Annotated in this window: 21 protein-coding genes; 13 read left to right on the top strand and 8 right to left on the bottom strand. The window is 61.9% G+C overall.

What is annotated here, in order from left to right:
- Positions 1–2 precede the first annotated feature (2 nt).
- The 6 genes from ABOC32_RS18400 to ABOC32_RS18375 all read left to right on the top strand — a co-directional run bounded on the left by ABOC32_RS18400 (position 3) and on the right by ABOC32_RS18375 (position 6,762).
- The gene (locus ABOC32_RS18400; protein ID WP_426808296.1) at positions 3–980 is read left to right on the top strand and encodes a glycosyltransferase family 2 protein; all 978 of its coding nucleotides are present in this window, start codon (positions 3–5) and stop codon (positions 978–980) included.
- A gap of 9 nt (positions 981–989) precedes the next feature.
- Positions 990–1,994, top strand: a complete 1,005-nt coding sequence (locus ABOC32_RS18395; protein WP_426808295.1) for a VirK/YbjX family protein — start codon at positions 990–992, stop codon at positions 1,992–1,994.
- A 49-nt stretch (positions 1,995–2,043) separates the two neighbouring features.
- The gene (locus tag ABOC32_RS18390) at positions 2,044–3,243 is read left to right on the top strand and encodes a glycosyltransferase (protein WP_426808294.1); all 1,200 of its coding nucleotides are present in this window, start codon (positions 2,044–2,046) and stop codon (positions 3,241–3,243) included.
- Entirely contained in the window at positions 3,240–4,427 is a 1,188-nt protein-coding gene (locus ABOC32_RS18385) for a glycosyltransferase family 2 protein (RefSeq protein ID WP_426808293.1), read from the top strand. The genes ABOC32_RS18390 and ABOC32_RS18385 overlap by 4 nt, the downstream gene beginning before the upstream one ends.
- Complete coding sequence (locus ABOC32_RS18380; RefSeq protein ID WP_426808292.1) at positions 4,427–5,185, top strand: WecB/TagA/CpsF family glycosyltransferase; 759 nt, start codon at positions 4,427–4,429, stop codon at positions 5,183–5,185. The genes ABOC32_RS18385 and ABOC32_RS18380 overlap by 1 nt, the downstream gene beginning before the upstream one ends.
- A gap of 155 nt (positions 5,186–5,340) precedes the next feature.
- Positions 5,341–6,762, top strand: coding sequence for an undecaprenyl-phosphate glucose phosphotransferase (locus ABOC32_RS18375; protein WP_426808291.1), 1,422 nt, complete (start codon positions 5,341–5,343; stop codon positions 6,760–6,762).
- 134 nt (positions 6,763–6,896) lie between these two features.
- Here ABOC32_RS18375 and ABOC32_RS18370 read toward each other — a convergent pair whose 3' ends face one another.
- A complete protein-coding gene (locus tag ABOC32_RS18370; protein ID WP_086979560.1) occupies positions 6,897–7,838 on the bottom strand; it encodes a LysR substrate-binding domain-containing protein in 942 nt (313 codons plus the stop codon).
- Positions 7,839–7,984: 146 nt separating this feature from the next.
- Between ABOC32_RS18370 and ABOC32_RS18365 the strand changes: the two genes are divergently transcribed.
- Complete coding sequence (locus tag ABOC32_RS18365; protein WP_426808290.1) at positions 7,985–9,361, top strand: L-serine ammonia-lyase; 1,377 nt, start codon at positions 7,985–7,987, stop codon at positions 9,359–9,361.
- 195 nt (positions 9,362–9,556) lie between these two features.
- Here ABOC32_RS18365 and ABOC32_RS18360 read toward each other — a convergent pair whose 3' ends face one another.
- Positions 9,557–10,234: a DUF3313 domain-containing protein gene (locus ABOC32_RS18360; RefSeq protein WP_234228405.1), complete on the bottom strand. Its 678-nt coding sequence runs from the start codon at positions 10,232–10,234 to the stop codon at positions 9,557–9,559.
- Between the two features lie 321 nt (positions 10,235–10,555).
- Between ABOC32_RS18360 and ABOC32_RS18355 the strand changes: the two genes are divergently transcribed.
- On the top strand, positions 10,556–10,861 hold the full coding sequence (locus ABOC32_RS18355; protein ID WP_426808289.1) for a helix-turn-helix domain-containing protein: 306 nt from the start codon (positions 10,556–10,558) through the stop codon (positions 10,859–10,861).
- A gap of 139 nt (positions 10,862–11,000) precedes the next feature.
- Here ABOC32_RS18355 and ABOC32_RS18350 read toward each other — a convergent pair whose 3' ends face one another.
- From ABOC32_RS18350 to ABOC32_RS18340, 3 genes are all read right to left on the bottom strand, one after another.
- Positions 11,001–12,296 (bottom strand): NAD(P)/FAD-dependent oxidoreductase, encoded by a 1,296-nt coding sequence (locus ABOC32_RS18350; RefSeq protein WP_426808288.1) that lies wholly within the window; start codon positions 12,294–12,296, stop codon positions 11,001–11,003.
- A gap of 14 nt (positions 12,297–12,310) precedes the next feature.
- Positions 12,311–13,399 (bottom strand): polyamine ABC transporter substrate-binding protein, encoded by a 1,089-nt coding sequence (locus ABOC32_RS18345; protein WP_426808287.1) that lies wholly within the window; start codon positions 13,397–13,399, stop codon positions 12,311–12,313.
- A gap of 69 nt (positions 13,400–13,468) precedes the next feature.
- Positions 13,469–14,827, bottom strand: a complete 1,359-nt coding sequence (locus ABOC32_RS18340) for a glutamine synthetase family protein (RefSeq protein WP_016499593.1) — start codon at positions 14,825–14,827, stop codon at positions 13,469–13,471.
- Between the two features lie 159 nt (positions 14,828–14,986).
- Here ABOC32_RS18340 and ABOC32_RS18335 point away from each other — a divergent pair, with 159 nt between their 5' ends.
- The gene (locus ABOC32_RS18335) at positions 14,987–15,886 is read left to right on the top strand and encodes a helix-turn-helix domain-containing protein (RefSeq protein ID WP_426808286.1); all 900 of its coding nucleotides are present in this window, start codon (positions 14,987–14,989) and stop codon (positions 15,884–15,886) included.
- A 171-nt stretch (positions 15,887–16,057) separates the two neighbouring features.
- Complete coding sequence (locus tag ABOC32_RS18330; RefSeq protein WP_426808285.1) at positions 16,058–17,968, top strand: AAA family ATPase; 1,911 nt, start codon at positions 16,058–16,060, stop codon at positions 17,966–17,968.
- 139 nt (positions 17,969–18,107) lie between these two features.
- On the opposite strand, the gene ABOC32_RS18325 is transcribed toward ABOC32_RS18330, so the two are convergent.
- Positions 18,108–19,493: an aldehyde dehydrogenase family protein gene (locus ABOC32_RS18325; protein WP_426808284.1), complete on the bottom strand. Its 1,386-nt coding sequence runs from the start codon at positions 19,491–19,493 to the stop codon at positions 18,108–18,110.
- A 107-nt stretch (positions 19,494–19,600) separates the two neighbouring features.
- On the opposite strand from ABOC32_RS18325, the gene ptrR reads away from it, so the two are divergent.
- From ptrR to ABOC32_RS18310, 3 genes are all read left to right on the top strand, one after another.
- Positions 19,601–20,470 carry a putrescine utilization regulator PtrR gene (gene ptrR / locus ABOC32_RS18320; protein WP_426808283.1) on the top strand — a complete coding sequence of 290 codons (870 nt, stop codon included), beginning with the start codon at positions 19,601–19,603 and terminating at the stop codon, positions 20,468–20,470.
- Positions 20,471–20,603: 133 nt separating this feature from the next.
- A complete protein-coding gene (locus tag ABOC32_RS18315; RefSeq protein WP_426808282.1) occupies positions 20,604–21,047 on the top strand; it encodes a carboxypeptidase regulatory-like domain-containing protein in 444 nt (147 codons plus the stop codon).
- A 267-nt stretch (positions 21,048–21,314) separates the two neighbouring features.
- Positions 21,315–21,836 (top strand): acyloxyacyl hydrolase, encoded by a 522-nt coding sequence (locus ABOC32_RS18310; RefSeq protein ID WP_264359211.1) that lies wholly within the window; start codon positions 21,315–21,317, stop codon positions 21,834–21,836.
- A 160-nt stretch (positions 21,837–21,996) separates the two neighbouring features.
- On the opposite strand, the gene ABOC32_RS18305 is transcribed toward ABOC32_RS18310, so the two are convergent.
- Positions 21,997–24,126, bottom strand: coding sequence for a TonB-dependent siderophore receptor (locus ABOC32_RS18305; protein WP_426808281.1), 2,130 nt, complete (start codon positions 24,124–24,126; stop codon positions 21,997–21,999).
- A gap of 245 nt (positions 24,127–24,371) precedes the next feature.
- A complete protein-coding gene (locus ABOC32_RS18300; protein WP_426808280.1) occupies positions 24,372–25,262 on the bottom strand; it encodes a universal stress protein in 891 nt (296 codons plus the stop codon).
- Positions 25,263–25,539: the final 277 nt, after the last annotated feature.

The following is a 25,539-nucleotide window of genomic DNA, read 5'->3' as shown; positions in this document are numbered from 1 at the left end:
CCATGGCGACAGCAATCGGTGTGGTGGTGATCGGCCGTAACGAGGGCTCGCGTCTGGAACGCTGCCTGCGTTCGCTGGTGCACGGTGCGGGCAAGGTCATGTATGTCGACTCGGGCTCCACCGACGGCTCGCTGCAGCTGGCTCGCAGCCTGGGGGTGGAAGTGTTGGCGCTGGACATGGCCATCCCGTTCACCGCCGCGCGCGCACGCAACGAAGGGTTCAGCGCCTTGCAGCGGCTACTGCCTTCGATGCAACTGGTGCAGTTTGTCGATGGCGATTGCGAGGTGGATCCCCACTGGCTGGCCACGGCGCAGGTGTTTCTCGACCAGCACCCCGAGGTGGCGGTGGTGTGTGGGCGCCGGCGTGAGCGCTTCCCGGAACGGTCGGTGTACAACCTGTTGTGCGACCTGGAATGGGACACCCCCATCGGAGAAGCCAAGGCGTGCGGTGGCGATGCGCTGATGCGGGCAGACGCTTTTGCCGCCGTCGGTGGCTATCGCGCCGAGCTGATTGCCGGTGAGGAACCTGAACTGTGCGTACGCTTGCGCGCCACGGGCTGGAAGGTCTGGCGCCTGGCTGCCGAGATGACCCTGCACGACGCTGGCATGACCCGGTTCAGCCAGTGGTGGCGGCGCAGCCTGCGTGCCGGCCATGCCTATGCCGAAGGGGCCTACCTGCACGGGCAGCCGCCCGAACAGCACTGGTTGCGCGAGTCGCGCCGGGCCTGGTTATGGGGCCTGGGCATCCCTTTGCTGATCGCACTGGCCTGCCTGCTGCTGGGTGGCTGGGGCTTGCTGTTGCTATTGATTTACCCGTTGCAGGCCGTACGCCTGGCTCGCCGTGGTGGCAAGTCGGCGCGCGAAAACTGGCTGCAGGCGGTGTTCCTGGTGTTGGGCAAATTCCCGGAAATGCTCGGCCAGCTGAAGTTCTTGCGCCACCGTTTCGCGGCCGGCAAATCAGCGTTGATCGAGTACAAATGAGAGATGACCATGATGCTCGGCACCCTCGTGAAAAGCGTGTTTACCTTGCAACCGGGCTACTCGTTGCGGGCGTTGAACAACAAGTACAAGTTGACGCGGCAGATTGCCAGGCAATGGCCTGAACTGAAGGGGTTCATGCAGCGGATGAAAGCGGCGATCGGTGAGCAAGGTTTGCAGCGGCTGGGCGTGGACTGCATCGGTGTCGTGCAGTGGCCTTACCTCAGCAAATGCTGGGAAGCCCCGCAGCGCCTGGCAGTGGTCGCTTCGCACTTTGAAGTGCTGGCCGGCCAGTTTCCGGGGCTGTTGCTGCTGGGGCGGGATGAGAGCCTGACGCTGTGCGATCTGGCCAGCCATTCGCCGGGCTGCCGCCTGGTGCTGGACCGGCCGATCTGGTTCAAACGCGAAGGCGAGTTGGTGCTGAACCTGTTCCAGGGCGACCTGCGCGTGGCTTCACTGGCGTTCACCCTGTGCCGCAGCCAAGGTCAGCTGTACCTGTTCATCGGTGCCGTGCAGGGCATCCACAAAGGCATCGACAGCGAAACCTCATTGGCCATCTACCGCGACCTGACCAAGGACTTCGAAGGCCTGCGCCCGCGCAGCCTGGTGCTCGAAGCGCTGAAGTGTCTGGCCCGCACGCTGGGCGTGACGCAACTGTACGCGGTCAGCGATGACTGCCGGCACCATCGGCATCCGTATTTTGGTAGCGACAAAGGCCAGGACCTTGCCGCCAACTATGACGTCATCTGGCAGGAACACGGTGCCAGCGCCTCGAATCTTGCGGATTTCTTCACCCTGCCGCTGGACCCGGCGCAACGGGCAGAAAGCGACATTCCAGCGAAAAAACGAGCGATGTACCGCCGTCGCCAGGCGATGCTCGACGATGTTTTCGCGCGCTTGCAGGCCGCATTGCCAAGCAGCAGTCACAACCTTGGACTACAAGGAAAACAGGGGGATGCATTTGCTGTGAGTGCATCGGCAGTAGACAGACCGCCCGTAGTCGACAGCCTGAAGTGAAGGTTGACAGGGGAGGTGGGTCATCAAGCGGGTTTGGATCTGGATTCGTATGCGCATCGCTTACTTCATCAATCAGTACCCGAAGGTCAGCCACAGTTTCATCCGCCGCGAGATACTGGCGCTGGAGCGCCAGGGCGTAGAAGTACAACGCATTGCCCTGCGGGGGTGGGACGCCGAGTTGCAGGACGCCGAGGACACGAGCGAGCGGGCCAGGACCCGTTATGTGTTGCAAGGCGGCGTCAAGGGGTTGCTGACGCCAACGTGGCAGGTGCTGCGTGCGCAACCGCGGCGCTTTTTCCAGGCGTTGCGGGTAGCCATGCGCCTTGGCCTGCGCGCCGACCGCGCGTGGCCCTACCACCTGGTGTACCTGGCCGAGGCCTGCCAGGTGTTGCAATGGCTGCAGGCCGGGGAGGCCAGGCACGTGCATGCCCATTTTGGCACCAACTCGACCGAGGTGGTGATGCTGGCCAACCTGCTGGGCGGTCCGGCCTACAGCTTTACCGTGCATGGGCCGGAAGAATTCGACAAGCCGCAGTTCCTGCACATGGGTGAGAAGGTGCGGCGTGCCGCCTTTGTGGCTGCGGTAAGTTCCTACGGGCGCAGCCAGCTTTTTCGCTGGGTGGCGCACGAGCATTGGGCCAAGGTAAAAGTGGTGCATTGCGGCCTGGAGCGAGGCTTTCATGAAGTGGCGCCGGTCGATGTGCCGGCGGTGCCACGGCTGGTGTGCGTCGGGCGGCTCTGTGAACAGAAAGGCCAGCTGCTGTTGCTTGAGGCGGCGCATCAGCTTGCGGCGCAGTCGATAGCCTTCGAACTGGTGCTGGCAGGTGACGGTGAGATGCGCGAGCAGATCGAGGCCCTGATTAGCCGGTACGGCTTGCAGCAGGTACGTATCACCGGCTGGATCAGCAGCGCACAGGTGCGCGAGGAAATCCTTGCCGCCCGCGCACTGGTATTGCCCAGCTTCGCCGAGGGCCTGCCGGTGGTGATCATGGAAGCCATGGCCTTGCGCCGGCCGGTGCTGACCACCTATGTGGCCGGTATCCCCGAGCTGGTGCGCCCGGGCGAGAACGGTTGGCTGTTCCCCGCTGGCGCCGTGGACGAACTGGCCCAGGCCATGGCCGAGTGCCTTGCGCAACCCGCCGAAGTGCTGCAGCGCATGGGCGAGGCTGCTTACCAGCGCGTGCTGCAACGGCATGATATCGACACCGAGGCGGCCAAGCTGGCCGGCTACTTCAAGGCATCCGCATGATGAGTGTATTGAGTTGGTTACTGGGCCTGCTGGCGGTCATCGCCTTCGTGCCTGTGTCCGTTTTCTTCCTGCAGATGCTGCTGGCTTGCCTGCCGCCGCGCTCGCGGCCCTTGGGCATCAGCGTGCGCCCGCGGGTGGCTGTGTTGGTACCGGCCCATGATGAGGCTGCGATCATTCGTGCAACGCTGGCGAGCATTACCCCGCAGTTACTGGCCGGCGACCGTTTGCTGGTGGTGGCCGACAACTGCACTGACGACACGGCGCGGCTGGCCCGCGAGGCCGGCGCCGAGGTGGTGGAGCGCTTCGATACGGTGCTGCGTGGCAAAGGCTATGCCCTGGACTTCGGCGTACGTCACCTGGCCGAGCAACCGCCCGAGGTGGTGATTGTGGTGGATGCCGACTGCCAGGTAGGCGAGGGGGCAATTGACTGCCTGGCGCGCCGTTATCACCAGGCCCAACGCCCGGTGCAGGCGCTGTACCTGATGCGTGCACCTGCCGGTAGCGGGCTGAAGGTGCAGGTGGCCGAGTTTGCCTGGCGGGTGAAGAACCTGGTGCGCCCGCGTGGTTGGGCGCGGCTGGGGCTGCCGTGCCAGCTGATGGGGGCAGGCATGGCATTCGGTTGGCACGACCTGGCCTTGATCAACCTGGCCAATGGGCACTTGGTGGAAGATGTGAAGCTGGGCCTGGACCTGTGCCAGCAGGGCAAGCCGCCGGTGTTTTGCCCCGAGGCATTGGTCACCAGCCAGTTTCCTGCCAGCCAGCAAGGCATGAACAGCCAGCGCACCCGCTGGGAGCATGGCCACCTGGGCTTGATGCTGGCCGATGCGCCCAAGCGTGCGCTGGCCGCCATAAAGGGGCGCAACGGCAACCTGCTGGCCATGACCCTGGACCTGTTGGTGCCACCCCTGGCGTTGCTGGTGCTGGCATTGCTCGGGCTTAACCTGGTGACCTGGCTGGTGTACCTGCTGTCAGGCCATGCGACACCTGCATGGATCGCGCTTGCTGCGCTGGCCATGCTCGGCCTTGCCGTGGTGCTGGCGTGGGCGCGCTTCTGCCGAGAGCTGATCCCGTTTTCCGTGCTGCTGTACGCGCCTTTTTACGCCGCAAGGAAGATCCCCTTGTATTTGGGGTTCCTGATCAAGCGCCAAGTCGAATGGGTGCGCTCCAAACGGGATGATGACTGATGGCTCAGTGGCAATGGCAGAAGCGCTGGAAGCGCATTATCGACACGCTTGAGGTGGTGCCTGACAGCACCGCGGCGCAGCGCCTGCTCGAAAGGCTCGCCGCCCCAAAATCAGCAACCGTGCTGGGGTTCGTCAATGCCCATGCAATGAACCTGGTGGTGCACGACGGTGAGTATTGTCAGGCGCTGTCGGCGGCCGATGTGCTGCTGCGCGACGGCTCTGGCATGGCGATCCTGTATCGCCGGTTGGGGCTGGAGCCTGGGCTCAACATGAATGGCACCGACTTCATACCCAGCCTCATGGAGGCATACCGCGGGCGGCGGGTTGCGTTCTGGGGCACGCAGCAACCGTACCTGAACCAGGCGGTGCAGCGCAGCGAAGCCTTGTTTGGCGTGGTGCCGGTATCGGTCCACGATGGCTTTGCCAGTATCGACACCTACTTGCAACTGGCCAGGGAACAGCAACCGGAACTGATCGTGCTGGGGATGGGCATGCCCAAGCAGGAAGCGGTGGCGGCGAGGTTGGCAGCCGTTGGCGGGCCGTGCCTGATCGTGTGCGGCGGGGCGATCCTGGATTTTCTCGGTGGCAAGGTCAGCCGGGCACCGCAGTGGTTGCGGCATGTAGGTGGCGAGTGGGCCTACCGGCTGTTACGCGAGCCGAAACGTTTGTTCATGCGTTATGTGGTGGGCAATCCGTTGTTCTTGCTGCGCACCCTGCTGTGCCGCAAGGCAGCCGATTCGGCCAGGGGCACCGTATGAATCGGCCAAAATCCGCGCTGATGGCGGGTGGCTGCTACAGTGAGAGAGTGGCTTGGGGGCTGCACGATCCTGCTTCACTGGCGTTGAATAAGCTGTATTCAAGACTTGATGTTTGATGGACGGCACTTGCTACGCTCAAATAGATGAGGTCTGAAATGGTTTTCGAACCCAGAAGCAGTCGTTCCTTACTCCAAAGAAGAAGCAGCGTAAGTAACGCCATTCAGGCGGGGCTCGATGGTATTGCTGTAACCGGTATTGCCTGGTATCTCATCTATGACCAGTTTGGTTACATCACCTCTGATTATGTAATCATGCTGCTGTTGCTGGTGGGTGCGCTGGCCGTCATCTACGACCACTATGCAATCTACCGCACTAACGTCGGTCTTTCGATCAAGGCGTTCCGCTTGTTCAAGGCGTGGTCGGCAACATTCTGTTTTCTTGTGGTCATGGCCTTTCTCACCAAACAGAGTGAAACCTACTCACGGTTATTGGTCGTGCAGTTGTTCATCATTGGTTATATTGCCCAGTTGTTCTTGCACTTTGCAGTTCGTGAATTGCAAAAACGCTTTACCGCGCATGCGCGGCTGGACAATGCCCTGATTATCGGCAACGGCGACCTGGCCAATTTCCTTTATCAGAAAATCAGCAACAACCCCTGGTTTGGCGAACGGGTACTGGGGTGTGTGCTGACCGACAAGGCTGGCGAGCAGGCGTACGAAGGTGCCGAGGGCAAGCAGCGCCTGCCCGTGCTCGGACACATTGCAGATCTGGATGAAATCGTTGCCCAGCATGGCATTCGCACCGTCTACCTGGTGACACCGCTGGGGGGCTCCGAGGTAATCAACGACGTGTACTTCAAGTTGCTCGACAAGTGCATTGCCGTGAACTGGGTGCCGGATATTTTCTCGTTGCGCCTGATCAACCACAGCGTGCGGGAAATTGCCGGTATTCCTGTGCTGACCTTGTCTGAAACACCGTTGACGGGCATGAGCCTGTTCCTGAAGAATATCGAGGACCGGGTGCTGGCGGCATTGATATTGCTGTGTGCATCGCCTGTGTTGATTGGCGTTGCGCTGGCTATCAAATTCACCAGCCCCGGGCCGGTGTTCTTCCGCCAGGAACGTACGGGCTGGACCGGCGAATCATTCCGTATCTGGAAGTTCAGAAGCATGCATGTTCATCAGCCGGACAATGGCGTGGTCAAACAGGCGCAGAAGAATGACCCGCGATTGACTAAAATTGGCGCCTTCATCCGCCGCACCAGCCTCGATGAACTGCCACAGTTGTTCAATGTGCTGACCGGGGAAATGTCGCTGGTTGGGCCACGGCCACATGCGTTGCAACATGACACGTTATATTCGCAGGACATCGTCGATTACTTTGCCCGCCACAACATCAAGCCGGGCATGACTGGCCTGGCGCAAGTGCGCGGTTTCAGGGGGGAGACCAAGGACATCGAACAGATGATCCAGCGGGTGGACTCGGACATCGAGTACATCAACAACTGGTCGCTGTGGCTGGATTTCGTGATTCTGGTGCGCACCCTCAATGCCTTTACCGGCAAGCAGGCTTACTGAGCTTGCAATTCGACGCGCACGGTGTGGGAGCGGGTTTACCCGCGAAGAATCCGACGCGGGGTATGGCACCGGCTACGCCGGTGTTCGCGGGTAAACCCGCTCCCACAGTCAACGTGTGTAGCCGCAAAAACGGGTTATTCCTTGTTTAGTGGATGCAGCTCCCTGAACCCCCGCGCTTCCTCCACCAGCCAGTCATGCACCGCCCGCGCGCCCGGCTGGTTCAATCCGCCTGGCGGGTAATGCACCACGTAGCGTTTGTGGTTGGCGATCGGCACGCCGAACGGCACGATCAGTGCGCCACGCTCCAGTTCGTCATTCAGCAGCGTGCGCCGGGCGATCGCTACACCAATACCGGCGATTGCAGCCTCGATCGTCAGGTGGTTGCGGTTGAAGGTATGCCCACGCCGCACATTCAGGCCGGCGGCGCCAATGCCCTCCAGGTAGAACTCCCATTCCGCATACTCCGAACTGCCACGCCAGGCCGTGATGTCATGCAGCAGCGGGTAGTGCGCCAGGTCCGCCGGGCCATGCAGTGGCGGGCGCCCGCGCAGCAAGGTGGGTGAGCACACCGGAAAGATCTGTTCGTCCAGCAGCGGTGTCGAGAGCATGCCAGGGTAGCTGCCATCGTTCAGGTCGATAGCCAGGTCGAAGTCGCCTGGGGTCAATGCCTGGGCACTGTCTTCGGCCACAAGGCGCAGCTCGATGTCCGGGTAACGCTGCTGAAAACGCGGCAGGCGCGGGGTGAGCCATTTGGCCAGGAACGACGGAATTGAGCGCACCCGCAAGGTGCCGCGAATTTCACCGGCGTCCAGGCGCAACAATTCAGCCTCGATGCTGCCGTAGGCTTCCGCCACCGTCTGGGCCAGGCGTTGCCCTTCGGCGCTCAACTCCACACCGCGCGCCCGGCGCAGAAACAGCCGGTAACCCAGGCGCTCTTCCAGTTGGCGCATCTGCTGGCTGACCGCGCCCGGGGTGATGTGGAGCTCTTCGGCACAGCGGGTAAAGGACAGATGCCGGGCTGCACAGGCGAATACATGCAGCCAGACGAACATCTGGCCATTGAGTTGCCGTCGCATTGTTTAGTCCTGCTAAAGGCTTGCTTAGAAAGTTTCGTTGGTCATCCATGATCCAGCGCGTCAGTATCGCGCAAAATCGCAATACCGCTCAATTTCTTCAGATAACCGTGCTGTGGATTCAAATCAGGGTACGGTCAGGCATTAGCATGGCTATCAGTGTTTTCGACCTTTTCAAAATCGGCATCGGGCCGTCCAGCTCCCACACCGTCGGCCCCATGCGGGCCGCGGCGACGTTTGCCCAGGCCCTGCGTGAGCAGGGGCTGCTGGCGCGGGTAACGCGCGTCGAAGTGCGGTTGTATGGCTCGCTGTCGGCTACCGGGGTTGGCCACGCCACCGATCGTGCCTGCCTGCTTGGCCTGATGGGCCAGTGGCCGGACCGCATCGACCCGGCCACCATCGAGTCGCGCATCGGCCAGGTACTGCAGGAGCATTGCCTGATGCTGGATGGCAGCCATCCGCTGGCCTTCGAGTCTGACCGTGACATGTTGCTGCTCGACGAGAACCTGCCTTACCACCCCAATGCCATGAGCCTGGAAGCGATGGGCGAGCAGGGCAGCCTGCTGCTGCAGACCTACTATTCGGTTGGCGGCGGTTTCATCGTCGAGCAGGGCGAAATTGATGCCCCGGCAGGCCAAAGCAACGCAATTGAGCTGCCGTATGAGTTCGACAGTGCCGCCCAGTTGCTGGACTTGTGCAAAGCCCACGGTTTGAGCGTGGCGCAATTGATGATGGCCAACGAACGTGCCTGGCGCCCGGAAGCAGAAGTACGTGAAGGCCTGCTGCGCATCTGGGCGGCCATGCGTGAGTGCGTGGATAACGGGCTGCGCAACGAAGGCATCCTGCCTGGCGGGCTGCACGTCAAGCGCCGCGCCGCGCGGCTGCACCGCAGCCTTCAGGAACTGGGCAAGCCCAATGTGATTGGTTCGACCCTCAGCGCCATGGAATGGGTCAACCTGTTCGCCCTGGCGGTGAATGAAGAAAATGCCGCCGGCGGGCGCATGGTCACTGCGCCCACCAACGGCGCGGCCGGTATCATCCCGGCGGTGTTGCACTATTACATGAAGTTCAACCCGGTCGCCTGCGATGCGGATGTGGTGGACTTCCTGCTGGCCGCAGCGGCCGTTGGCATCCTGTGCAAGAAAAACGCGTCGATTTCCGGTGCCGAGGTTGGCTGCCAGGGGGAGGTGGGCTCGGCATGTTCGATGGCTGCTGCTGGCCTTGCGCAGGTGCTGAGCGCCACACCGCCGCAGCTGGAGAACGCGGCCGAAATTGCCCTGGAGCACAACCTGGGGCTGACGTGCGACCCGGTTGGCGGCCTGGTGCAGGTGCCGTGCATCGAGCGCAATGCGATTGCCGCGGTGAAGGCGATCAACGCCGTGCAGATGGCGTTGCGTGGCGATGGCGAGCACTTCATTTCGCTCGACCGGGTGATCCGCACCATGCGTGACACCGGGGCGGACATGCATGCCAACTACAAGGAGACCTCGCGCGGCGGTTTGGCAGTAGCATTTGTCGAGTGCTGAGTTTCAACGCGGTCAACTGTAGGAGCGGCCTTGCCGGGGCGCCGGACCGGTCGGATGGGGCGCGCAGCGGCCCCAGAATCTGTGTATCTACGCTGAAATCGCCGGGGCCGCTGTGCGGCCCATCCGACCGGTCCGGCGCCCCGGCAAGGCCGCTCCTACAACAGATAGCGTTTAACCCATTGGGGCAGGGATGGATCAGCGGGCTTTCTGCTTGGCCTCAATGAAGCTGGCACGCATGTCCTTGGCCCAGCCATCCAGCACCGGCTTGACGTCATTCAGGGTCAGCTTCTGGGTATCGTTCTCCAGCTCCTGGCCCGCACCTTTGCGCACCACCTGGGCCAGCACCTTCTGGCTGCCACCGTCCAGGAAGGCCGCCTCCACGCCGACATCCACGTCCTGGTCACGTCCGCCCATGGCGGTGTTCACACCCGCCGAAATAAGCGCGATGGGGATCACCTCGTAAGGCTTGAGGCCTTCATTGCTGGTGGACACCGCCGTGATCGCCGGGCGCACCACGATCACACCCGGGCCTGGCCCCTTGGCCAAGGGCATCACGCTGCCAATTTCACGGCGCAGGGCTTCATTGAAGTAGCGGGTGATTTCCTGCAGCGTCTGCTGCGAGATCACCGCTGTCGGCTGCGGCTTGGGGTAGAACTGGCTGGGTTCGATGAACACCTGGCTGTACTGGTTGATATTGACCTTGGGGTCGATCCAGCGCATCACCGGGTCACCCGATGGGCTCTTGGCTTCTTGCAAGCGGCTGTAGTCCTTGAGGAAGCCGGAATAATCCTTGGGGTCCACGCTATGGCTGGAGCATGCGGCCACGGCAAGCAGTGCGGCGCACAACAGGGTAATGCGAGGCAGTGATTTCATGATGAAGGCGCATCCATGAGAGGTCGGCCAGAACAACGCTAGCAGGTGCGCGACAGTTGGCCAGTGGGCGAGTTCAAACTGGGGCGACGAGGGCTACCGTTGTAAACCTCGGTCGGTCTCTCTCCCTCAAAGCGCACGCGACGATAATTCCTACGTCACGATAGGAATTCACTGGCTTTGAATCCGTTGCCGCTCTCGGAAAACTATTCCCGTCATGGGTATGGTTGGGACAGGTAACGGGGATTTTCAAGCCCAAGAACTTTTCGCGTTGTCAGATGGCCGCCAGCTGCGCTCAATCGGGAGTACTAATGGAGGTCCGCTGTGAGCAGCAAACTGGTTGAATCGTTACGTGAGGATCTTGTAGCCCTTCATGAAGTTGGGGCAATCAGCAAGGTTACCCTTCGGGACTACGACGCGCTGTGCCCAGCGCCGGTGCTGGACTTCACAGCGCTGGATATACGCCGGTTACGTGAGGCACTCAATTTCAGCCAGCCGGTCTTCGCAATGCATCTGCATACGAGTGCTTCAACGGTGCGCAAATGGGAGCAGGGGGGAACTCGCCCATCAGGGCCGGCCTTGAAATTGCTAAACATTATAAAAAACAAAGGGTTGCAGGTTGTTCTTTAAGCTAATTGTTTAGCTATGGTCAAACTCTATAAGAAATAGGATGTTGGGCCGATTAGTTTGGATTTTTCTTTAAATCAGCCAGGCCTGTGTAGGCGCCACAACGAAGCGGCGACTGCACAGGTAGCATCCCGTACCCTGGTTAACCCAGCGCTTCGCGCAACCGGTACCACAGCATGCCCATTGCCAGCAGCGGCGAGCGCAGCGCCTTGCCGCCCGGGAAGGTCAGGTGGGGCACGGCGCTGAAAACGTCCAGGCCTTGGCTGTGGCCCAGGGCGATGCTTTCGGCCAGCAGTTTCGCCGTCCAGTGCGTCACGTTCAGCCCGTGCCCGGAATAGCCTTGGGCGTAATAGACGTTTGGGTGCTGGCTCAGGCGCCCGACCTGTGGGAAGCGGTTGGCGGTGATGCCGATCATGCCGCCCCACTGGTAGTCGATGCGCACGTTGGCCAGTTGCGGGAACACCTTCAGCACCTTGGGGCGCATGTAGGCGGCGATGTCCTTGGGGTCGCGGCCGGAGTAGTGGCAGGCACCGCCGAACAGCAGGCGGCGGTCTGCGGTGAGGCGGTAGTAGTCCAGGCCGACCTTCTGGTCGCACAGCGCCATGTTCTGTGGGATCAGGGCTGCGGCCAGTGCTTCGGGCAAGGGTTCGGTGGCGACTACGTAACTGCCGGCCGGTAGCACCTTGCCGCTCAGCCGCGGTTCCAGCTCATCGAGGTGGGCGTTGCAGCCCAGTACCAGGCTGTCTGCCCGCACCTTGCCATGGGCCGTGTGCAGGGTCACGCGGGGGCCGTGCTCGATACGCAGTACAGGGCTTTGTTCGAAGATGCGCACGCCCAGGCCATGGGCGGCACGGGCTTCGCCCTGGACCAGGTCGAGCGGGTGCAGGTGGCCCGAGCCCATGTCTACCAGGCCGCCGGCGTACTGGTCGCTGGCGACGATCTCATGCAACTGCCCCGCGCCTACCAGGCGGGTTTCAGGGCGATAGCCAAGCGCTGCCAGGTCATCCTGCTCATCCTTGAAGGCGGCGAACTGGTCGGCTGTGTTGGCCAGTTCGCAGAACCCCCAGCGCAGGTCGCAGGCAATGCCGTACTGGGCGACACGGCTGGCCACCAGCGCCACCGAATCGATGCCGGCCTGCTTCAGGTAGCGCACGCCGTCCTGACCGACATGCCGGGTAAAGCCGCTGACGTCATGGCCGATACCGCGAATCAGCTGGCCGCCATTGCGCCCGCTGGCGCCCCAGCCGATGCGCCGGCCTTCCAGCAGGACCACCGACAAGCCGCGTTCAGCCAGTTCCAGGGCGGTGTTGACGCCGGTCAGCCCGCCGCCGACCACGCACACATCGGCCGTCAATTCGTCGTCCAGGCTGGGGTAGGGCGCCGCGTTGCGTGCCGTGGCAGCGTAGTACGAAGCAGTGTGTTGGGAATCGAAAGACATGGGCTGTTCTCGGCTCAGCGGTTGGACTTGATCTTGCTCCAGGAGCGGGTCATGACGCGCATGATCTTCGGGCTCGGGGTGCTGGAGATGTACAGCTTGTCCAGCACGTCCTGGGGTGGATAGATCTCGGGGTTGTGCACCAGCGATGCATCCATGTAGGCCTTGGCGTCCGGGTTGGCGTTGGCATAGCCGACCGTGGCACTGACTTTGGCGATCACTTTCGGGTCGAGCAGGTAATTGATGAAGGCCAGGGCCTGGTCGGGGTTGCTGGCGTCCTTGGGGATGGCCAGCAGGTCGAACCACAGGTTGCTGCCTTCCTTGGGAATGCTGTAGGCGACTTTTACGCCGTTCTTCGCCTCTACGGCGCGGTTGGCGGCCTGGAACACGTCACCGGAATAGCCGAACGCCACGCAGACATCGCCATTGGCCAGGTCGGACACGTATTTGGATGAATGGAAGTAGGTGATGTAGGGGCGCAGTTCGAGCAGGCGTGCTTCAGCCTTGGCGTAGTCGGCCGGCTTTTCGCTGCGCGGGTCCATGCCCAGGTAGTTGAGTATCGCCGGGAACAATTCGTCGGGCGAGTCCATGAACGCCACGCCGCACTGCTTGAGCTTTTTCAGGTTTTCGGGCTCGAACAGCACCGCCCACGAGTCGATATGGTCGACGCCCAGTGCCGCCTTGACCTTGTCGACGTTGTAGCCGATGCCGTTGGTGCCCCACAGGTAGGGCACTGCGTACTGGTTGCCGGGGTCGTTCTGCTCAAGCTGCTTGAGCAGCTTGGGGTCCAGGTGTTGCCAGTTCGGCAGCTTGCTGCGGTCCAGCGGCAGGAAGGCGCCGGCCTGGGCCTGGCGGGCGAGGAAGTGGTTGGACGGCACCACCACGTCATAGCCGGTGCGCCCGGCCAGTAGCTTGCCTTCCAGGGTTTCGTTGGAGTCGAACACGTCATAGACCACCTTGATCCCGCTGCTGGCCTGGAAGTCAGCCAGGGTGGTGTCACCGATGTAATCGGTCCAGTTGTACACGCTGACCGAGGGCGTGGCCTGGGTGGTGGTGGCGAACAGCAGGCTGAACGCAGCGGGGATCAGGGCTTGCAGATGACGCATGGGGACACCTCGTTGGTTTTGTTCTTCGAGTGCGGTGTACTGGGGCGCAAAGCGCCCCCGTCCGGGTCGTCAGACGCTCATCATCAGGAACTCACGCTCCCACGAGCTGATGACCCGCTTGTAGTTCTCATGCTCGGCACGTTTGACGGCCACATAGCCCTGGACAAACTGCTTGCCCAGGTACTGCTGCACGGTCTCGCAGTCTTCCATGTGCTGCAGGGCGTCTTCGATGGTGATCGGCAGGCGCAGGTTGCGCCGCTCGTAGGCACGGCCCTGTACTGGCGCACTGGGGTCAAGCTGCTCGACCATGCCCAGGTAGCCGCACAGCAGGCTGGCAGCGATGGCCAGGTACGGGTTGGCATCGGCGCCCGGCAGGCGGTTTTCCACGCGCATTGCCTCGGGGCTGGAGGTGGGCACGCGCAGCCCGGCGGTGCGGTTTTCTTCACCCCACTCGACGTTCACTGGCGCCGAGGTGTCCGGCAGGAAGCGGCGGAACGAGTTGACGTTGGGCGCGAACATCGGCAGCAGCTTGGGGATGTACTTCTGCAAACCGCCGATGTGGTGCAGGAACAGCTGGCTCATGCTGCCGTCTTCATTGGCGAAGATCGGCTTGCCCGTGGCGATGTCGACCACACTCTGGTGCAGGTGCATGGCACTGCCCGGTTCGTCGGTGATCGGCTTGGCCATGAAGGTGGCGGCCACGTTGTGCTTGAGCGCAGCTTCGCGCATGGTGCGCTTGAATACGGTGATCTGGTCGGCCAGGTCCAGCGCGTCACCGTGGCGGAAGTTGATCTCCATTTGCGCCGGGCCGTCTTCGTGGATCAGCGTGTCCAGGTCCAGGCCCTGGATCTCGCACCAGTCGTAGACATCCTCGAACAGCGGGTCGAATTCGTTGGCAGCGTCGATCGAGAACGATTGACGACCGCTTTCGGCACGGCCGGAACGCCCCAGCGGCACCTGCAATGGCAAGTCCGGGTCTTCACAGCGCTTGGTGAGGTAGAACTCCATCTCGGGCGCGACGATTGGCTGCCAGCCCTTGTCGGCGTAGAGCTTGAGCACCTTCTTCAGCACGTTGCGCGGCGACAGCTCGATGGGGTTGCCTTGCTTGTCGAAGGTGTCGTGGATCACGATCGCGGTTGGCTCGATCGCCCACGGGATCTGGTAAACGGCGGAAGGGTCGGGGCGGCAGACCATGTCGATGTCGGCCGCATCGAGGAGGTTGTAGTAGATGTCATCGTCAACGTAGTCGCCGGTGACCGTCTGCAGCAGCACGCTTTCAGGCAGGCGCATGCCACGCTCGTGGAGGAACTTGGCGGTGGGCGCGATCTTGCCGCGGGCGATGCCGGTCAGGTCGCTGATCACGCATTCGACTTCGGTGATGCGGTGTTCTTTCAGCCAGGTGTACAGCTGATCGAAGGGGGCGTTCATACAGACCTCTTGGTTGGGTTTTAGTGTGGGAGCAACGCTTGCAAGGCATTGGACTTCCCAGGTGACGCACTGGAGACTATCTTGGTCGCAGCCCCCGGGGCCGATCTATCCATTTTCTCCGGCAAGCAATGCACCAAAAGAGTGCAACTAGGATCTCGCGTGACAACGCCCAATGCGCTGCAAGTCCAGGCCTTCCATACCACCGACGTCTCTGAGCAAGTGCGCGCTACCCCCGGCTGGCAGCAGCAGTACCGGCAGATGTCGCCCGGGCATTTCAGCGGTGAGCTGCGCTGGCTGGGGATGGATGGCGTGGAGGTGTACGAGGAGCGGCTGAACACCCGCGTGGAGCAGTTTTTCCGGGCGCCGAGCGGTTCACTGGCGTTCTGCTTCGACCGCAGCGAAAACAGCCTGTACTTACTGAACGAGCAAAGCCGCAACATCTGGATCACCCCGGAGAACTACCAGGAAGTGGCAGTGGTGTTCGACCAGGCCTTCCTGGCCCGCCACGGGCTGGACCCGCAACGCCTCGAAGGGTTGTTCATGGTGCCGCTGGGCAGCGGGCAGAACGCGCTGTTTGGCAGTTGGTTGAGTGCCACGCTGACCCGCCTCGGGCAGGCCGATTGCCCATTGCAGGGGCAAGCCCTGGCGGAGCAACTGCTGGAGGATTGCCTGTTCATCCTCGATAACGCCAGTCAGCGCCTGCAGGGCGTAGCCTTGGGACGTCGCGACGAAGAGCGGGCGATCATGCGCCGGGTCAGCGAATGGGCGGCAGATTGCCCCGAGGAGACGTTAAACCTGGTGGAGCTGGCGGCTGTGGCTGGGGTTTCGCTGCGCCAGTTGCAGCAGGCGTTCAAGGCCTTTACCGGCATGCCGCCGGCGCAGTGGCTGCGCTTGCGCCGGCTGAACGGCGCGCGTCGTGATCTGTTACGCGATGGCAGGGCGACCGTGGCCGAGGTCGCGATGCGTTGGTCATTCTGGCATTTGGGAAGGTTTTCAGAGAGTTACCGGCAATTGTTCAAGGAGTTTCCGAGCGAGACTTTGAAGCGGAGCAGGGGCTAAGTTAGCGATATAGCTGCCGGCCTCTTCGCGGGCTTACCCGCTCCCACAGGGACCTGAGGCGATCCTGTGGGAGCGGGCGGGCGCGCGAAGAGGCCGGCCCAGCCAACACTGAACTCAGCATCTCACGCCGAAAGTTGCTATCGTGCCGCCCTGATCCAACCCGAGGTGCCGATGTTCTACCTGCCTTTGCCCAGCGACCAGGCCGACCGCCTCGCCAGCGAACCCAACACCGACTTTTTCACCACCGCCAGCATCCTCGAAGCCGCCGCAGTGCTGTTCGTGCAAAACCTGCCGCGCCAGCCCGCCACCGCCTCGGCCGACGCGCAAGAGCGCCGTTTCGCCGAAATCGTGCGCATCGCCAACGAAGTCGAAAGCGCCGCACCCGGGCGTTTCCAACGCCAGGTAGCGCAGCACTTCGACCGTGAAGCCTTTGCCATGGGCCTGGGCATGCTGGGCGAAAACGGCATTGCTCTGCTGTTGGTCGAGGTCGAGTACACGGTAGACGAACTGCTGGATAGCGAAGGCCAGTGGAATTTCCAGTTCGCCGACACCTACCGCCAGCGGGCCACACCGTTGCATCCGGTGTACCTGCCGTCGCTGGCCAGCGACCTGATGCTCAGCGACCAGCAGAACCGCCTGCTGCGCGAGTTTCTCAGTGGTGTCGACGAGTCAGTGGCGGTGCAGGGCTTCGCCGGCACTGGCAAGACCTTCCTGATTCACCAGTTCGCCCGCCTGCTGGAGCCGCAGCGCACGTTGCTTCTGGCATTGACCGAAGGCCAGTTGCGCGCCTTGCAGGCGCGGGTAAAGGACGCTGCCGCCTACACCGCACTGACCTTTGGCCAGTTGGCTGACGAGCTGCTCAACCGCGACCTCACCAACAACGGCTGGCGTCTGCGCGACCCGTATCGCACCAAACTGTCATGGCGCCCGCAGAATGAGCAGGTTGTACGCTGGTTGGCCATCCCTGACATCGGCCCGCTCGCCGCGCGCGATGTGGTTGCCTTGTGCATTCGCGCCGTGCGCACCTTCTGCCACAGTGCCGACATCCAGCTTCAGCTGCACCATTTGCCCTGGGCCGGGCCGGGTGCCTCGCCGCTGGATCAGGAGGTGCTGCTGGAAAAGGCCCGCCTGTATTGGCAAGAGCTGATTCGCCCGTCGGCGCGGGAAGTCCAGCTGCCGGTGCGCGACTACCACCGGGTCAAGCTGCTGTCGCTGACCGGTTATGTGATCGATAGCCGTTACACCCACGTGATCGTCGACGAGGCTCACGAGCTGTCGGCACCGATGCTTGCCGTGCTGGACCGCAGCCCGCAGTCGATCATTGCGTTGGGCGACGAGTTGCAGAACCTCAACGGCCTCAGCCCGCACCATGGCAGCTTCATCCGCCAACGCCACATCGACCATTCCCTGCGTGCCGGGCCGGCGATGGACAATGTGCTCAACCCGCTGATCCAGGCCCACCCGGCGTCGATCCAGGCTGCCTTCAGTGGTAGCGCCGAGCACTACACGCGGGTCAGTTTCTTCGATACGGTGACCGTGCCGGAACAGCCCACGGCGCTGATCGTCGATGACGAATGGGGGCTGTTTGGCTGGTTCCAGCGCCTGACGCACCAAAACGTGCCGTTCGTATTGCTGCAAAGCGCACGCAAGGACTTCGAACTGTTCGTCGAGGACTGCATCGAGCTGTACCGCTTTGGCACTCGACCGCGTCACCCGATGTTGTTCCGCTACGCCAGCTGGCAGGCGCTGGAGCAGGACAAGGGCGATGACAAGGCGTTCGTTGCCGTGGCCAACATGCTGCGCAAAGGCTATACGCCGGAGCACTTTGCCAAAGCCAAGAGCCGTTACCGCTGGGACAAGGCGCCCAAGTTGTTCCTGGGGCGGGTACGGGACGTGAAAAACATGGAGTTCGCCCGGGTGATGGTGTCGCCAGAGCTGATGGTGGCGCCGCAGGTGGTGGGCAACCGCAATGAGCGGGCGCGGATGCTGGCGGGGCTGTATACCGCCTGTTCGCGGGCGCGGCATGAACTGATCGTGCCGGGGGGGATGCTGGACTGGGTCAAGGACCAGGTTCGGGATTAAGATTTTTTGGGGCTGCTTTGCAGCCTGTGGGAGCGGGTTCACCCGCGAACACCGGCGCAGCCGGTGCCAGGCACCGTGTCGCCTGCTTCGCGGGTGAACCCGCTCCCACAGGGCCGCAACGCGGCCCCAAAATTGCCGATCAGTTACGGTCCAGCCACACCGTCTGGGCGTTGGTGAACTCGCGCACACCAAAGTGCGACAGTTCACGCCCGAACCCGCTCTTCTTCACGCCGCCAAACGCCACGCGGGGGTCGGAAGCGCAGTAGCCGTTGATGAACACGCCACCGGTATCCAGTGCCGCAGTCATGCGCTCGGCCAGTGCATAGTCGGCGGTGTAGATGGTCGCGGCAAGGCCGAACTCGCTGTCGTTGGCCAGCTCCACCGCATGCTCGGCATCACGTGCAGTGATGATCGCGGCCACCGGCCCGAACAGCTCTTGCTTGAATGCGGTCATTTGCGGGGTGACGTTGGCGAGCACGGTCGGCGCATAGAAGTTGGCCACGCCTTCGACCTTGTTGCCGCCCAGCAGCAGGGTGGCGCCTTCGGCGAGGGTCGCCTGAACCTGGCCATCCAGCTCGTCGCGCAGGTCGTAACGGGCCATCGGGCCGATGTAAGTGCCGTCTTCCAGTGGGTTGCCGACTTTCAGTTCGCGGGTGGCTTCAACAAACTTACGGGTGAATTCCTCGACAATGCTGTCTTCCACGATCAGGCGCTTGGCCGCAGCACAAACCTGGCCGGTGTTCTGGTAACGGCCAATGACCGCAGCCTTGACGGCGGCATCCAGGTCGGCGTCGGCCAGCACGATGAACGGGTCGGAACCCCCCAGCTCCAGTACACACTTCTTCAGCGCGGCACCCGCCTGGGCGCCAATCGCCATGCCGGCGCGCACGCTGCCGGTCAGGGTCACGGCGGCGATACGCGGGTCGTTGATGGCGCGGGTAACGCCATCCGGGGTCACGTTCAGCACTTCGAACACGCCTTCCGGCAGGCCGGCATCCTTGAACAGCTCGCCCAGCAGGTAGGCACTGCCCATCACGTTCGGCGCGTGCTTGAGCACGTAGGTATTGCCTGCCAGGATCGCCGGCACGGCGCCGCGCAGTACCTGCCAGACCGGGAAGTTCCACGGCATCACCGCCAGGATCGGGCCGAGCGGGCGGTATTCGATACGGGCTTTTTCAACCTGGGTCGGCTCGGCTGCAAGCATGGCCGGGCCGTGTTCGGCATACCAGCGGCACAGGCCGACGCACTTGCTGACTTCGCCACGGGCCTGGGCAATCGGCTTGCCGATTTCGCGGCTGATCATCTGGGCAAAGGCTTCGGCCTTGGCTTCGAGGGTGCTGGCCAGGGCCAGCAGGTACTCGCTGCGCTGACCCAGCGACACTTGGCGCCACTGGCCGTAGCCAACCTTGGCACGTTGCAGCGCCGCTTCCAGTGCGGCGTCGGTGTCGAACGGGTAGGCGCCGATCTGCTCGCCGCTGTACGGGTCGAGGGAGATGGCGTGGGTCAGGCTGCTGATCGCGCTCATGGCGGGACACTCTCGTTGTTGTTAATCAGTGACGCCAGACTAGTGGGCTATGGCTTTAATGAAAACTGAATAATAATGAGCGAAACATTCACGTTTGGAGAAAGGCTGTGGACCTGGTGCAACTGGAGATCTTCAAGGCCGTGGCAGAGCAGGGCAGCATCAGCGCCGCCGCGCAGCACATTCATCGAGTGCCGTCGAACCTGACCACGCGCATCAAGCAACTGGAAGAAGACCTGGGCGTGGAGCTGTTCATTCGCGAGAAAAGCCGCCTGCGCCTGTCGCCTGCAGGCTGGAATTTTCTGGAATACACCCGGCGCATCCTCGACCTGGTGCACGAGGCCCGTCTGACCGTGGCCGGCGAAGACCCCCAGGGCACCTTTGCCCTCGGTTCGCTGGAAAGCACGGCAGCGGTACGCATCCCGGCTTTGCTGGCGGCGTACAACCAGCGCTATCCCAAGGTTGACCTGGACCTGTCCACCGGGCCTTCCGGGACCATGCTCGAAGGCGTGCTGTCTGGCCGGCTGGTGGCAGCGTTTGTCGACGGCCCGGTGCTGCACCCGACACTGGAAGGCATGCCGGTGTTCGAAGAGGAGATGATGGTCATCGCGCCGCTCAACCACGCGCCAGTTACCCGCGCCCAGGATGTGAACGGTGAAAGCATCTACGCCTTCCGCGCCAACTGTTCGTACCGCCATCACTTTGAAAACTGGTTCGTCAAAGACCAGGCAGTGCCGGGCAAGATCCACGAGATGGAGTCGTACCATGGCATGTTGGCCTGCGTCAGCGCTGGCGCCGGCCTGGCCATGATGCCGCGCAGCATGCTCGACAATATGCCCGGGTGCAGCACAGTCAGTGCCTGGCCAATGTCTGAAGATTTCCGCTTTCTGAAAACCTGGCTGGTGTGGCGGCGGGGCGCTGTATCGCGCAGTTTGAGCATGTTCGTCAAGTTACTTGAGGAAGGTCACTCAACTAGTTGATAAATATGTAAATGTGTATTCGTTAGAAGGGTTATTCCTTAATATCACGATCACAACCCTGCCTGCGCACGAACACCGTTACGCCTGAAGAATCAAATGACAGGTAAGCCATCCTCGAACGGAGGGTCGAACCATGCGTAACCACCACTATGCGCTCGGCGCCGCGCTGCTGATGACCTTGGCCATGCCATGGACGCTGGCTGCAGCCGCCGACCTCAATGCCCCTATCGACATGCAGGCTGTGCAGTTGCAACCGCAGGAACAGAACGGCGTGCGCTTCGTTCAAGGCGGTATTGGCCAGGATGAGGCCAATGCGCTGCGCAAAACCACCGGCTATGACTTGCACGTGGAGCTTTCCACTGGCCCGGAAGGCCAATTCCAGAGCGGTGCCACAGTCGACATCCACAATGCTCAGGGCCAGCCCGTACTCAGCGTCACGGATGCCGGGCCGCTGCTGTATGTGCAGTTGTCTCCCGGCAAGTACAAAGTCACTGGCAGTGCCCAAGGCGAGACGGTGCAGCAATGGGCGACCGTGAACGGCAAGGGCCCGACGACCGTAAACCTCAACTGGCGTTGATCAGAAAGACGGTAGGAGTACGGATGTGCTCCTGCCTTGCTGGGGGGCCATGGAGAGGCTGAATCCGGCTGAAACCAGTGCGTGGCAAGGCCTATCCTGAGCAAGTGAATTAGCCAATAGTGGCAATACACTTTCAACTTTCTGATTATCTGGACAATAATCAAAAAACTATTACTTCGTGTGACCGGTCTGGATGCGCCGGGTCACCGTAAAAATCGAGGGGCCAAAGCCCCCGCTTGCTGTGTAGACCATCAGGAGAAGTCATTGATGAAAACCCGTCTCGCTGCTTCGCTGGCCGCTGCAGTGCTGGCCTTTGCAGGGGCCAACCTGGCCCAGGCCGCGCAGGTATCCGGCGCCGTTGGCGCCACCAGTCAAGGCGACATGACCTACCGTATTGGCCTGTCCTTCGATTGGGACAAGAAGTGGCTGGAGAGCAGCACTGGCTATGTGACCGGTTACTGGGATGCTGCCTACACCTATTGGGAGGGCGGTGACGCCAGTGGTGCGCATTCGCTGTCGTTCAGCCCGGTGTTCACTTACGAGTTCAGTGGGTTCACCTATACCCCGTATATCGAAGCCGGTATTGGCCTGGCGGCGTTTTCCAAGACCGAAGTGGGCGACCAGCGCATGGGGTCGTCGGTCAACTTCGAAGACCGCATCGGATTCGGTCTGAAGTTGCCAGGTGAGCAGAAAGTCGGGATTCGCGCGATGCATTATTCCAATGCGGGAATCAAGCAGCCTAACGACGGCATTGAGTCCTACTCGCTGTTCTACAGCAAAGGTTTCTGACACAACGTCAAGCCGTGCTCGATACCTGTAGGAGCAGCCTTGCGCTGCGAAGAGTCCCGTATGCCAGAAGAATTTCTGTGGCAACAATGGCCTCTTCGCAGCGCAAGGCTGCTCCTACAGGCAGTCTGGAGATTGGCGCAAGGCCATTGCACCTTAAATATCAAAAGGTATAGGAAACCCCAGCCTGCACCGTCCGAGGTGCCCCCGGGTAGGCGTAGGTGTTGAATGCACCTTCGTCATATTCCTTGTTGAACAGGTTCTTCACGTCCAGGTTCAGACGAACGTGTTCGTTGACCTGGTAGAAGCTGAGCAGGTCAACCACGGTGTACTGGTCCATGTTGTAGGTGACCGCCTCCGTCTGGCCATTGCGGTCATCCACGTATTTCACCCCAAGACCAAGACCAAGACCTTTGGCAAAGCCGTCCTGAAACTCATAGGTGTTGAGAAGGCTGAAGCTGTTACGTGGAATGTTTGCCAGGCGGGTGCCGTTGGGCAAGCGGTTGTCCTTGGTCACTTCTGCGTCGACATAAGCGTACCCGCCGATCACCCGCCACTCTGGCGTGATGTTGCCCGCAATGTTGATGTCCAGGCCGCGGCTGCGTACCTGGCCAGCGGCGACACTGTAGTTGGGATCAACCGGGTCGCGCGTGAGCACGTTTTCCTTGACGATGTGGTAGATCGCCGCGTCGACGCTCAATTGGCGATCAAGCGCTTCCCATTTCACGCCCAGTTCGTAGGACTTGCCTTTTTCTGGATCAAAGCCGCCTCCGCCTGCTGGCGTACCTGTGTTTGGCTTGAATGAACGCGCCGTGTTGGCATAGACCGCCACGGTGTCGGTCAGGTCGTAAAGCAGGCCGAATCGCGGAGTGACGCCGTTCTCGCCCTTGTTGAAGTCACCCGCTGCGCTGAGTTTGTTGACGTAGTCGTGCTCAAAGCGCTCGAAACGAACGCCAGCCAGCGCCTTCAGTCGCTCGGTCAAGGCCACCTGGTCCTGGATGAACAACGCCCAGGTCTTGAGGTTTTCCTTGTCGTGGGTGGTGGTACGGGTCAGCGCAGGGCGCGCCTGGCCCAGAACCGGGTCGAAAATATCGACAGGATAAGCAGCAGCGCCGGCGGCCGAGCGCTGGATGATCGAGTTGTAGTCGTAGTCTTCGTACTCGATACCGGTCAGCAGCGTGTGGGCGAAACCGCCGGTGTCGAAGTGGCCGGTAAGGTTGAACTGGTAATCGCGGTCGGTCCACTCCAGGTTGCGGTAGTTGAAGTTGCGTCCCAGGGTGCGGCCGTCAGCTTGCAAGCCGTTGGCTTCCACTGCATTGCCTTTGAGCGAGCCGTCCAGCCACTGCATGCCACCGCCCAGTGTCCAGTTGTCATTGAGCAGGTGCTCGAAACGTAACTGGGCCATGTTGTTGTCGTTGTGCAGCAGGTTGTCGCTGCCTTTCTCCCAGATATTGGTATCGCGGGAGGCTGTACCGGCTTGGCCGGGCAACCGGGTCAGGCCGCGGTCCAGCGGGTGGTTGTTACGCATGAAGTCGCCTTCGAAGATGATCTTCGTGGCGTCATTGACCTGCCAGCTGATGACCGGTGCGACATCATAGCGCTCGCTTTCCACGTCATCGCGGAAGCTGTCGCCACCTTCGCCCAGCACGTTCAGGCGGTAAGCCAGCGAGCCGTCCTGGTTCAGCGGCCCGGTGGCGTCCAGGGTAGCGCGGTGCATGCCCTGGTCATCGAACTGGCTGCCCAGGGTGACCTTCGATTCTGGCAGTGGCTGCTTGCTGACCACGTTGAAGGTGCCACCTGGGTCGCCACGGCCATACAGGCTGGTGGCCGGGCCACGGATCACTTCCAGGCGCTCGACGGTATTGGCATCCGGGGCGTTGGGGTAACCACGATTGATCGGGAAGCCATTGCGGTAGAACTCGCCGGTGGTGAAGCCCCGCACCGTGAAAGTGGTCAGGCCCTGGCCGCCAAAGTTGTTGGCACGGCCGACACCGCCGGCGTAGTCCAGGCCGTCCTGCAGGCGAGTGGCGCCGGTGTCTTCCAGCACATCCTTGGGCACCACGCTGACCGATTGCGGCGTTTCGTGCAGCGCCGTGTCGGTGCGTGTGGCACTGGCCGAGCGATTGGCCTTGTAGCCAACGACCGGGCCATCAACGCGTTCACTGTCGGCAGTACTGGTGATGCTGAGTGCCTGAAGTTCTATCTGGGCCGGGTCGCTGAACGGTTCAGGCTCGGCAAAGGCCAGTGGGGAGACAGCATGAAGCACACAAAGCGAAACGAACGTGCGACGCATCGACGGTACGATCCTGGAGTAGGGCGCTGAAGGATGGGGTAGGGAAGCGCCGTGAAACTACTACGAATCATTATCAAATGCATTCTTTTTAAGTGGCACTGGTGTACCAGATGCCAAGCGTGAAAATCGCGCTGATTTCTTCGCGGGTAAACCCGCTCCCACAGGTAATCAATGCCCTCAGGCTCGGTGGTATCCTTGTGGGAGCGGGTTTAACCGCGAAGAGGCCGGTTCAGGTATACCAAAAATCAGCGGGCCGCCTTGATCGCCAGCACATTGCACAGCGGGTGTTCCAGTACATGCGCTGTGGTCCCGCCCAGGTATGTCTGCATGGCGTCATGCCGGTGGCTGCCCATCACGATCACATCTGCCCGGCTGTGGCCGACAAACTGGGCAATGGCCCTGATCGCTGGGCCTTCCAGGAAGTGCCGACGCTCCAGCGGGATCTGCTGATGGTCACCCAGTCGATTGAACGCCGCCCGCTGCGCGGTACGCACACTGCCGTCGAAGCCGGGCATGGTTACCGTGCCGGCGCCGAAGTCGGCAATATGGGTCTTGGCCGCATCGCACACATGCAGCAAGTGCAACTCGGCGTTGCACTGCAGGGCCAGGGCACGGGCGCAGTGGATCACTTGTTCGTCCAGGTGCTCGCCAGCACCGTGGCTGTTGAGGTCCACGGCCGCGGCAATCTGCCGGGGCAGGGGCAGGCGGATGTCGCTGACCAGATGCACGGCAACCGGGCTGTCCTTGAGCAACTGCCAATCCAGTGGCGTGACCAGCAGGCGTTTGAGCACCGGTTCGTGCTGCACGTCCTTGACCAGCAGGTCGCAGCCTTGCCGTTCGACCCGCTCCAGCGCGCTGCCCAGCGGGTCGCGGGTCAACAACAGTTCGGTAGACACGTCCAGGCCAGCATTGCCCAACTGTTCAGCCTCATCTGCCAGCCACTGGCGGTTGTCACTGAGCAGCCGCTCACGCTCGCGGCCATCGCTCATCAAGCCAAAGGTGTCGACATCGTCGACGAACACATTGATATCCAACAGTGCACCGCTGGACTCCGCCAGCGCCGCCGCGCGTTGCAGCGCTGGCGTATGGCGCATCTGCGGGCCGAGCATGACAAACAAGCGCTTGAACTGGCTCATCTCACACCTCCACGTGTGGCAGCCCCCCGGTTACCTGGTTCTGTTGAGTCTAGACCCGTGTGCGCCCGGTAAAACCGTTCACGCTTTTTTCACCCGGCGCTGGTATCATCGCCCCACTCTTTGGGGAGTAGCCTGCCTTCGCGCCCTTGCGAGGGCGCACTGGTCAACACATTTGGCAACCTGCCATGGCCTGTGCATCCAACCGGATTGGCGAGACCAACGACCTTTCTGTGGCCAAGCCGGGCCTGCGGATAGCTGTCGTTGACTCGTTGCCCGG

Source organism: Pseudomonas sp. WOUb67, assembly GCF_050058005.1.
GTDB lineage: Bacteria > Pseudomonadota > Gammaproteobacteria > Pseudomonadales > Pseudomonadaceae > Aquipseudomonas > Aquipseudomonas putida_R.
This window is presented reverse-complemented; position numbering and strand designations above follow the sequence as displayed.

Excerpts from the sequence above, each read along its gene's own strand:
- ABOC32_RS18400 (WP_426808296.1), top strand. The coding sequence starts at position 3 with ATGGCGACAGCAATCGGTGTGGTGGTGATCGGCCGTAACGAGGGCTCG.
- ABOC32_RS18395 (WP_426808295.1), top strand. The coding sequence starts at position 990 with ATGATGCTCGGCACCCTCGTGAAAAGCGTGTTTACCTTGCAACCGGGC.
- ABOC32_RS18390 (WP_426808294.1), top strand. The coding sequence starts at position 2,044 with ATGCGCATCGCTTACTTCATCAATCAGTACCCGAAGGTCAGCCACAGT.
- ABOC32_RS18385 (WP_426808293.1), top strand. The coding sequence starts at position 3,240 with ATGATGAGTGTATTGAGTTGGTTACTGGGCCTGCTGGCGGTCATCGCC.
- ABOC32_RS18380 (WP_426808292.1), top strand. The coding sequence starts at position 4,427 with ATGGCTCAGTGGCAATGGCAGAAGCGCTGGAAGCGCATTATCGACACG.
- ABOC32_RS18375 (WP_426808291.1), top strand. The coding sequence starts at position 5,341 with ATGGTTTTCGAACCCAGAAGCAGTCGTTCCTTACTCCAAAGAAGAAGC.
- ABOC32_RS18370 (WP_086979560.1), bottom strand. The coding sequence starts at position 7,838 with ATGCGACGGCAACTCAATGGCCAGATGTTCGTCTGGCTGCATGTATTC.
- ABOC32_RS18365 (WP_426808290.1), top strand. The coding sequence starts at position 7,985 with ATGGCTATCAGTGTTTTCGACCTTTTCAAAATCGGCATCGGGCCGTCC.
- ABOC32_RS18360 (WP_234228405.1), bottom strand. The coding sequence starts at position 10,234 with ATGAAATCACTGCCTCGCATTACCCTGTTGTGCGCCGCACTGCTTGCC.
- ABOC32_RS18350 (WP_426808288.1), bottom strand. The coding sequence starts at position 12,296 with ATGTCTTTCGATTCCCAACACACTGCTTCGTACTACGCTGCCACGGCA.
- ABOC32_RS18345 (WP_426808287.1), bottom strand. The coding sequence starts at position 13,399 with ATGCGTCATCTGCAAGCCCTGATCCCCGCTGCGTTCAGCCTGCTGTTC.
- ABOC32_RS18340 (WP_016499593.1), bottom strand. The coding sequence starts at position 14,827 with ATGAACGCCCCCTTCGATCAGCTGTACACCTGGCTGAAAGAACACCGC.
- ABOC32_RS18330 (WP_426808285.1), top strand. The coding sequence starts at position 16,058 with ATGTTCTACCTGCCTTTGCCCAGCGACCAGGCCGACCGCCTCGCCAGC.
- ABOC32_RS18325 (WP_426808284.1), bottom strand. The coding sequence starts at position 19,493 with ATGAGCGCGATCAGCAGCCTGACCCACGCCATCTCCCTCGACCCGTAC.
- ABOC32_RS18315 (WP_426808282.1), top strand. The coding sequence starts at position 20,604 with ATGCGTAACCACCACTATGCGCTCGGCGCCGCGCTGCTGATGACCTTG.
- ABOC32_RS18310 (WP_264359211.1), top strand. The coding sequence starts at position 21,315 with ATGAAAACCCGTCTCGCTGCTTCGCTGGCCGCTGCAGTGCTGGCCTTT.
- ABOC32_RS18305 (WP_426808281.1), bottom strand. The coding sequence starts at position 24,126 with ATGCGTCGCACGTTCGTTTCGCTTTGTGTGCTTCATGCTGTCTCCCCA.
- ABOC32_RS18300 (WP_426808280.1), bottom strand. The coding sequence starts at position 25,262 with ATGAGCCAGTTCAAGCGCTTGTTTGTCATGCTCGGCCCGCAGATGCGC.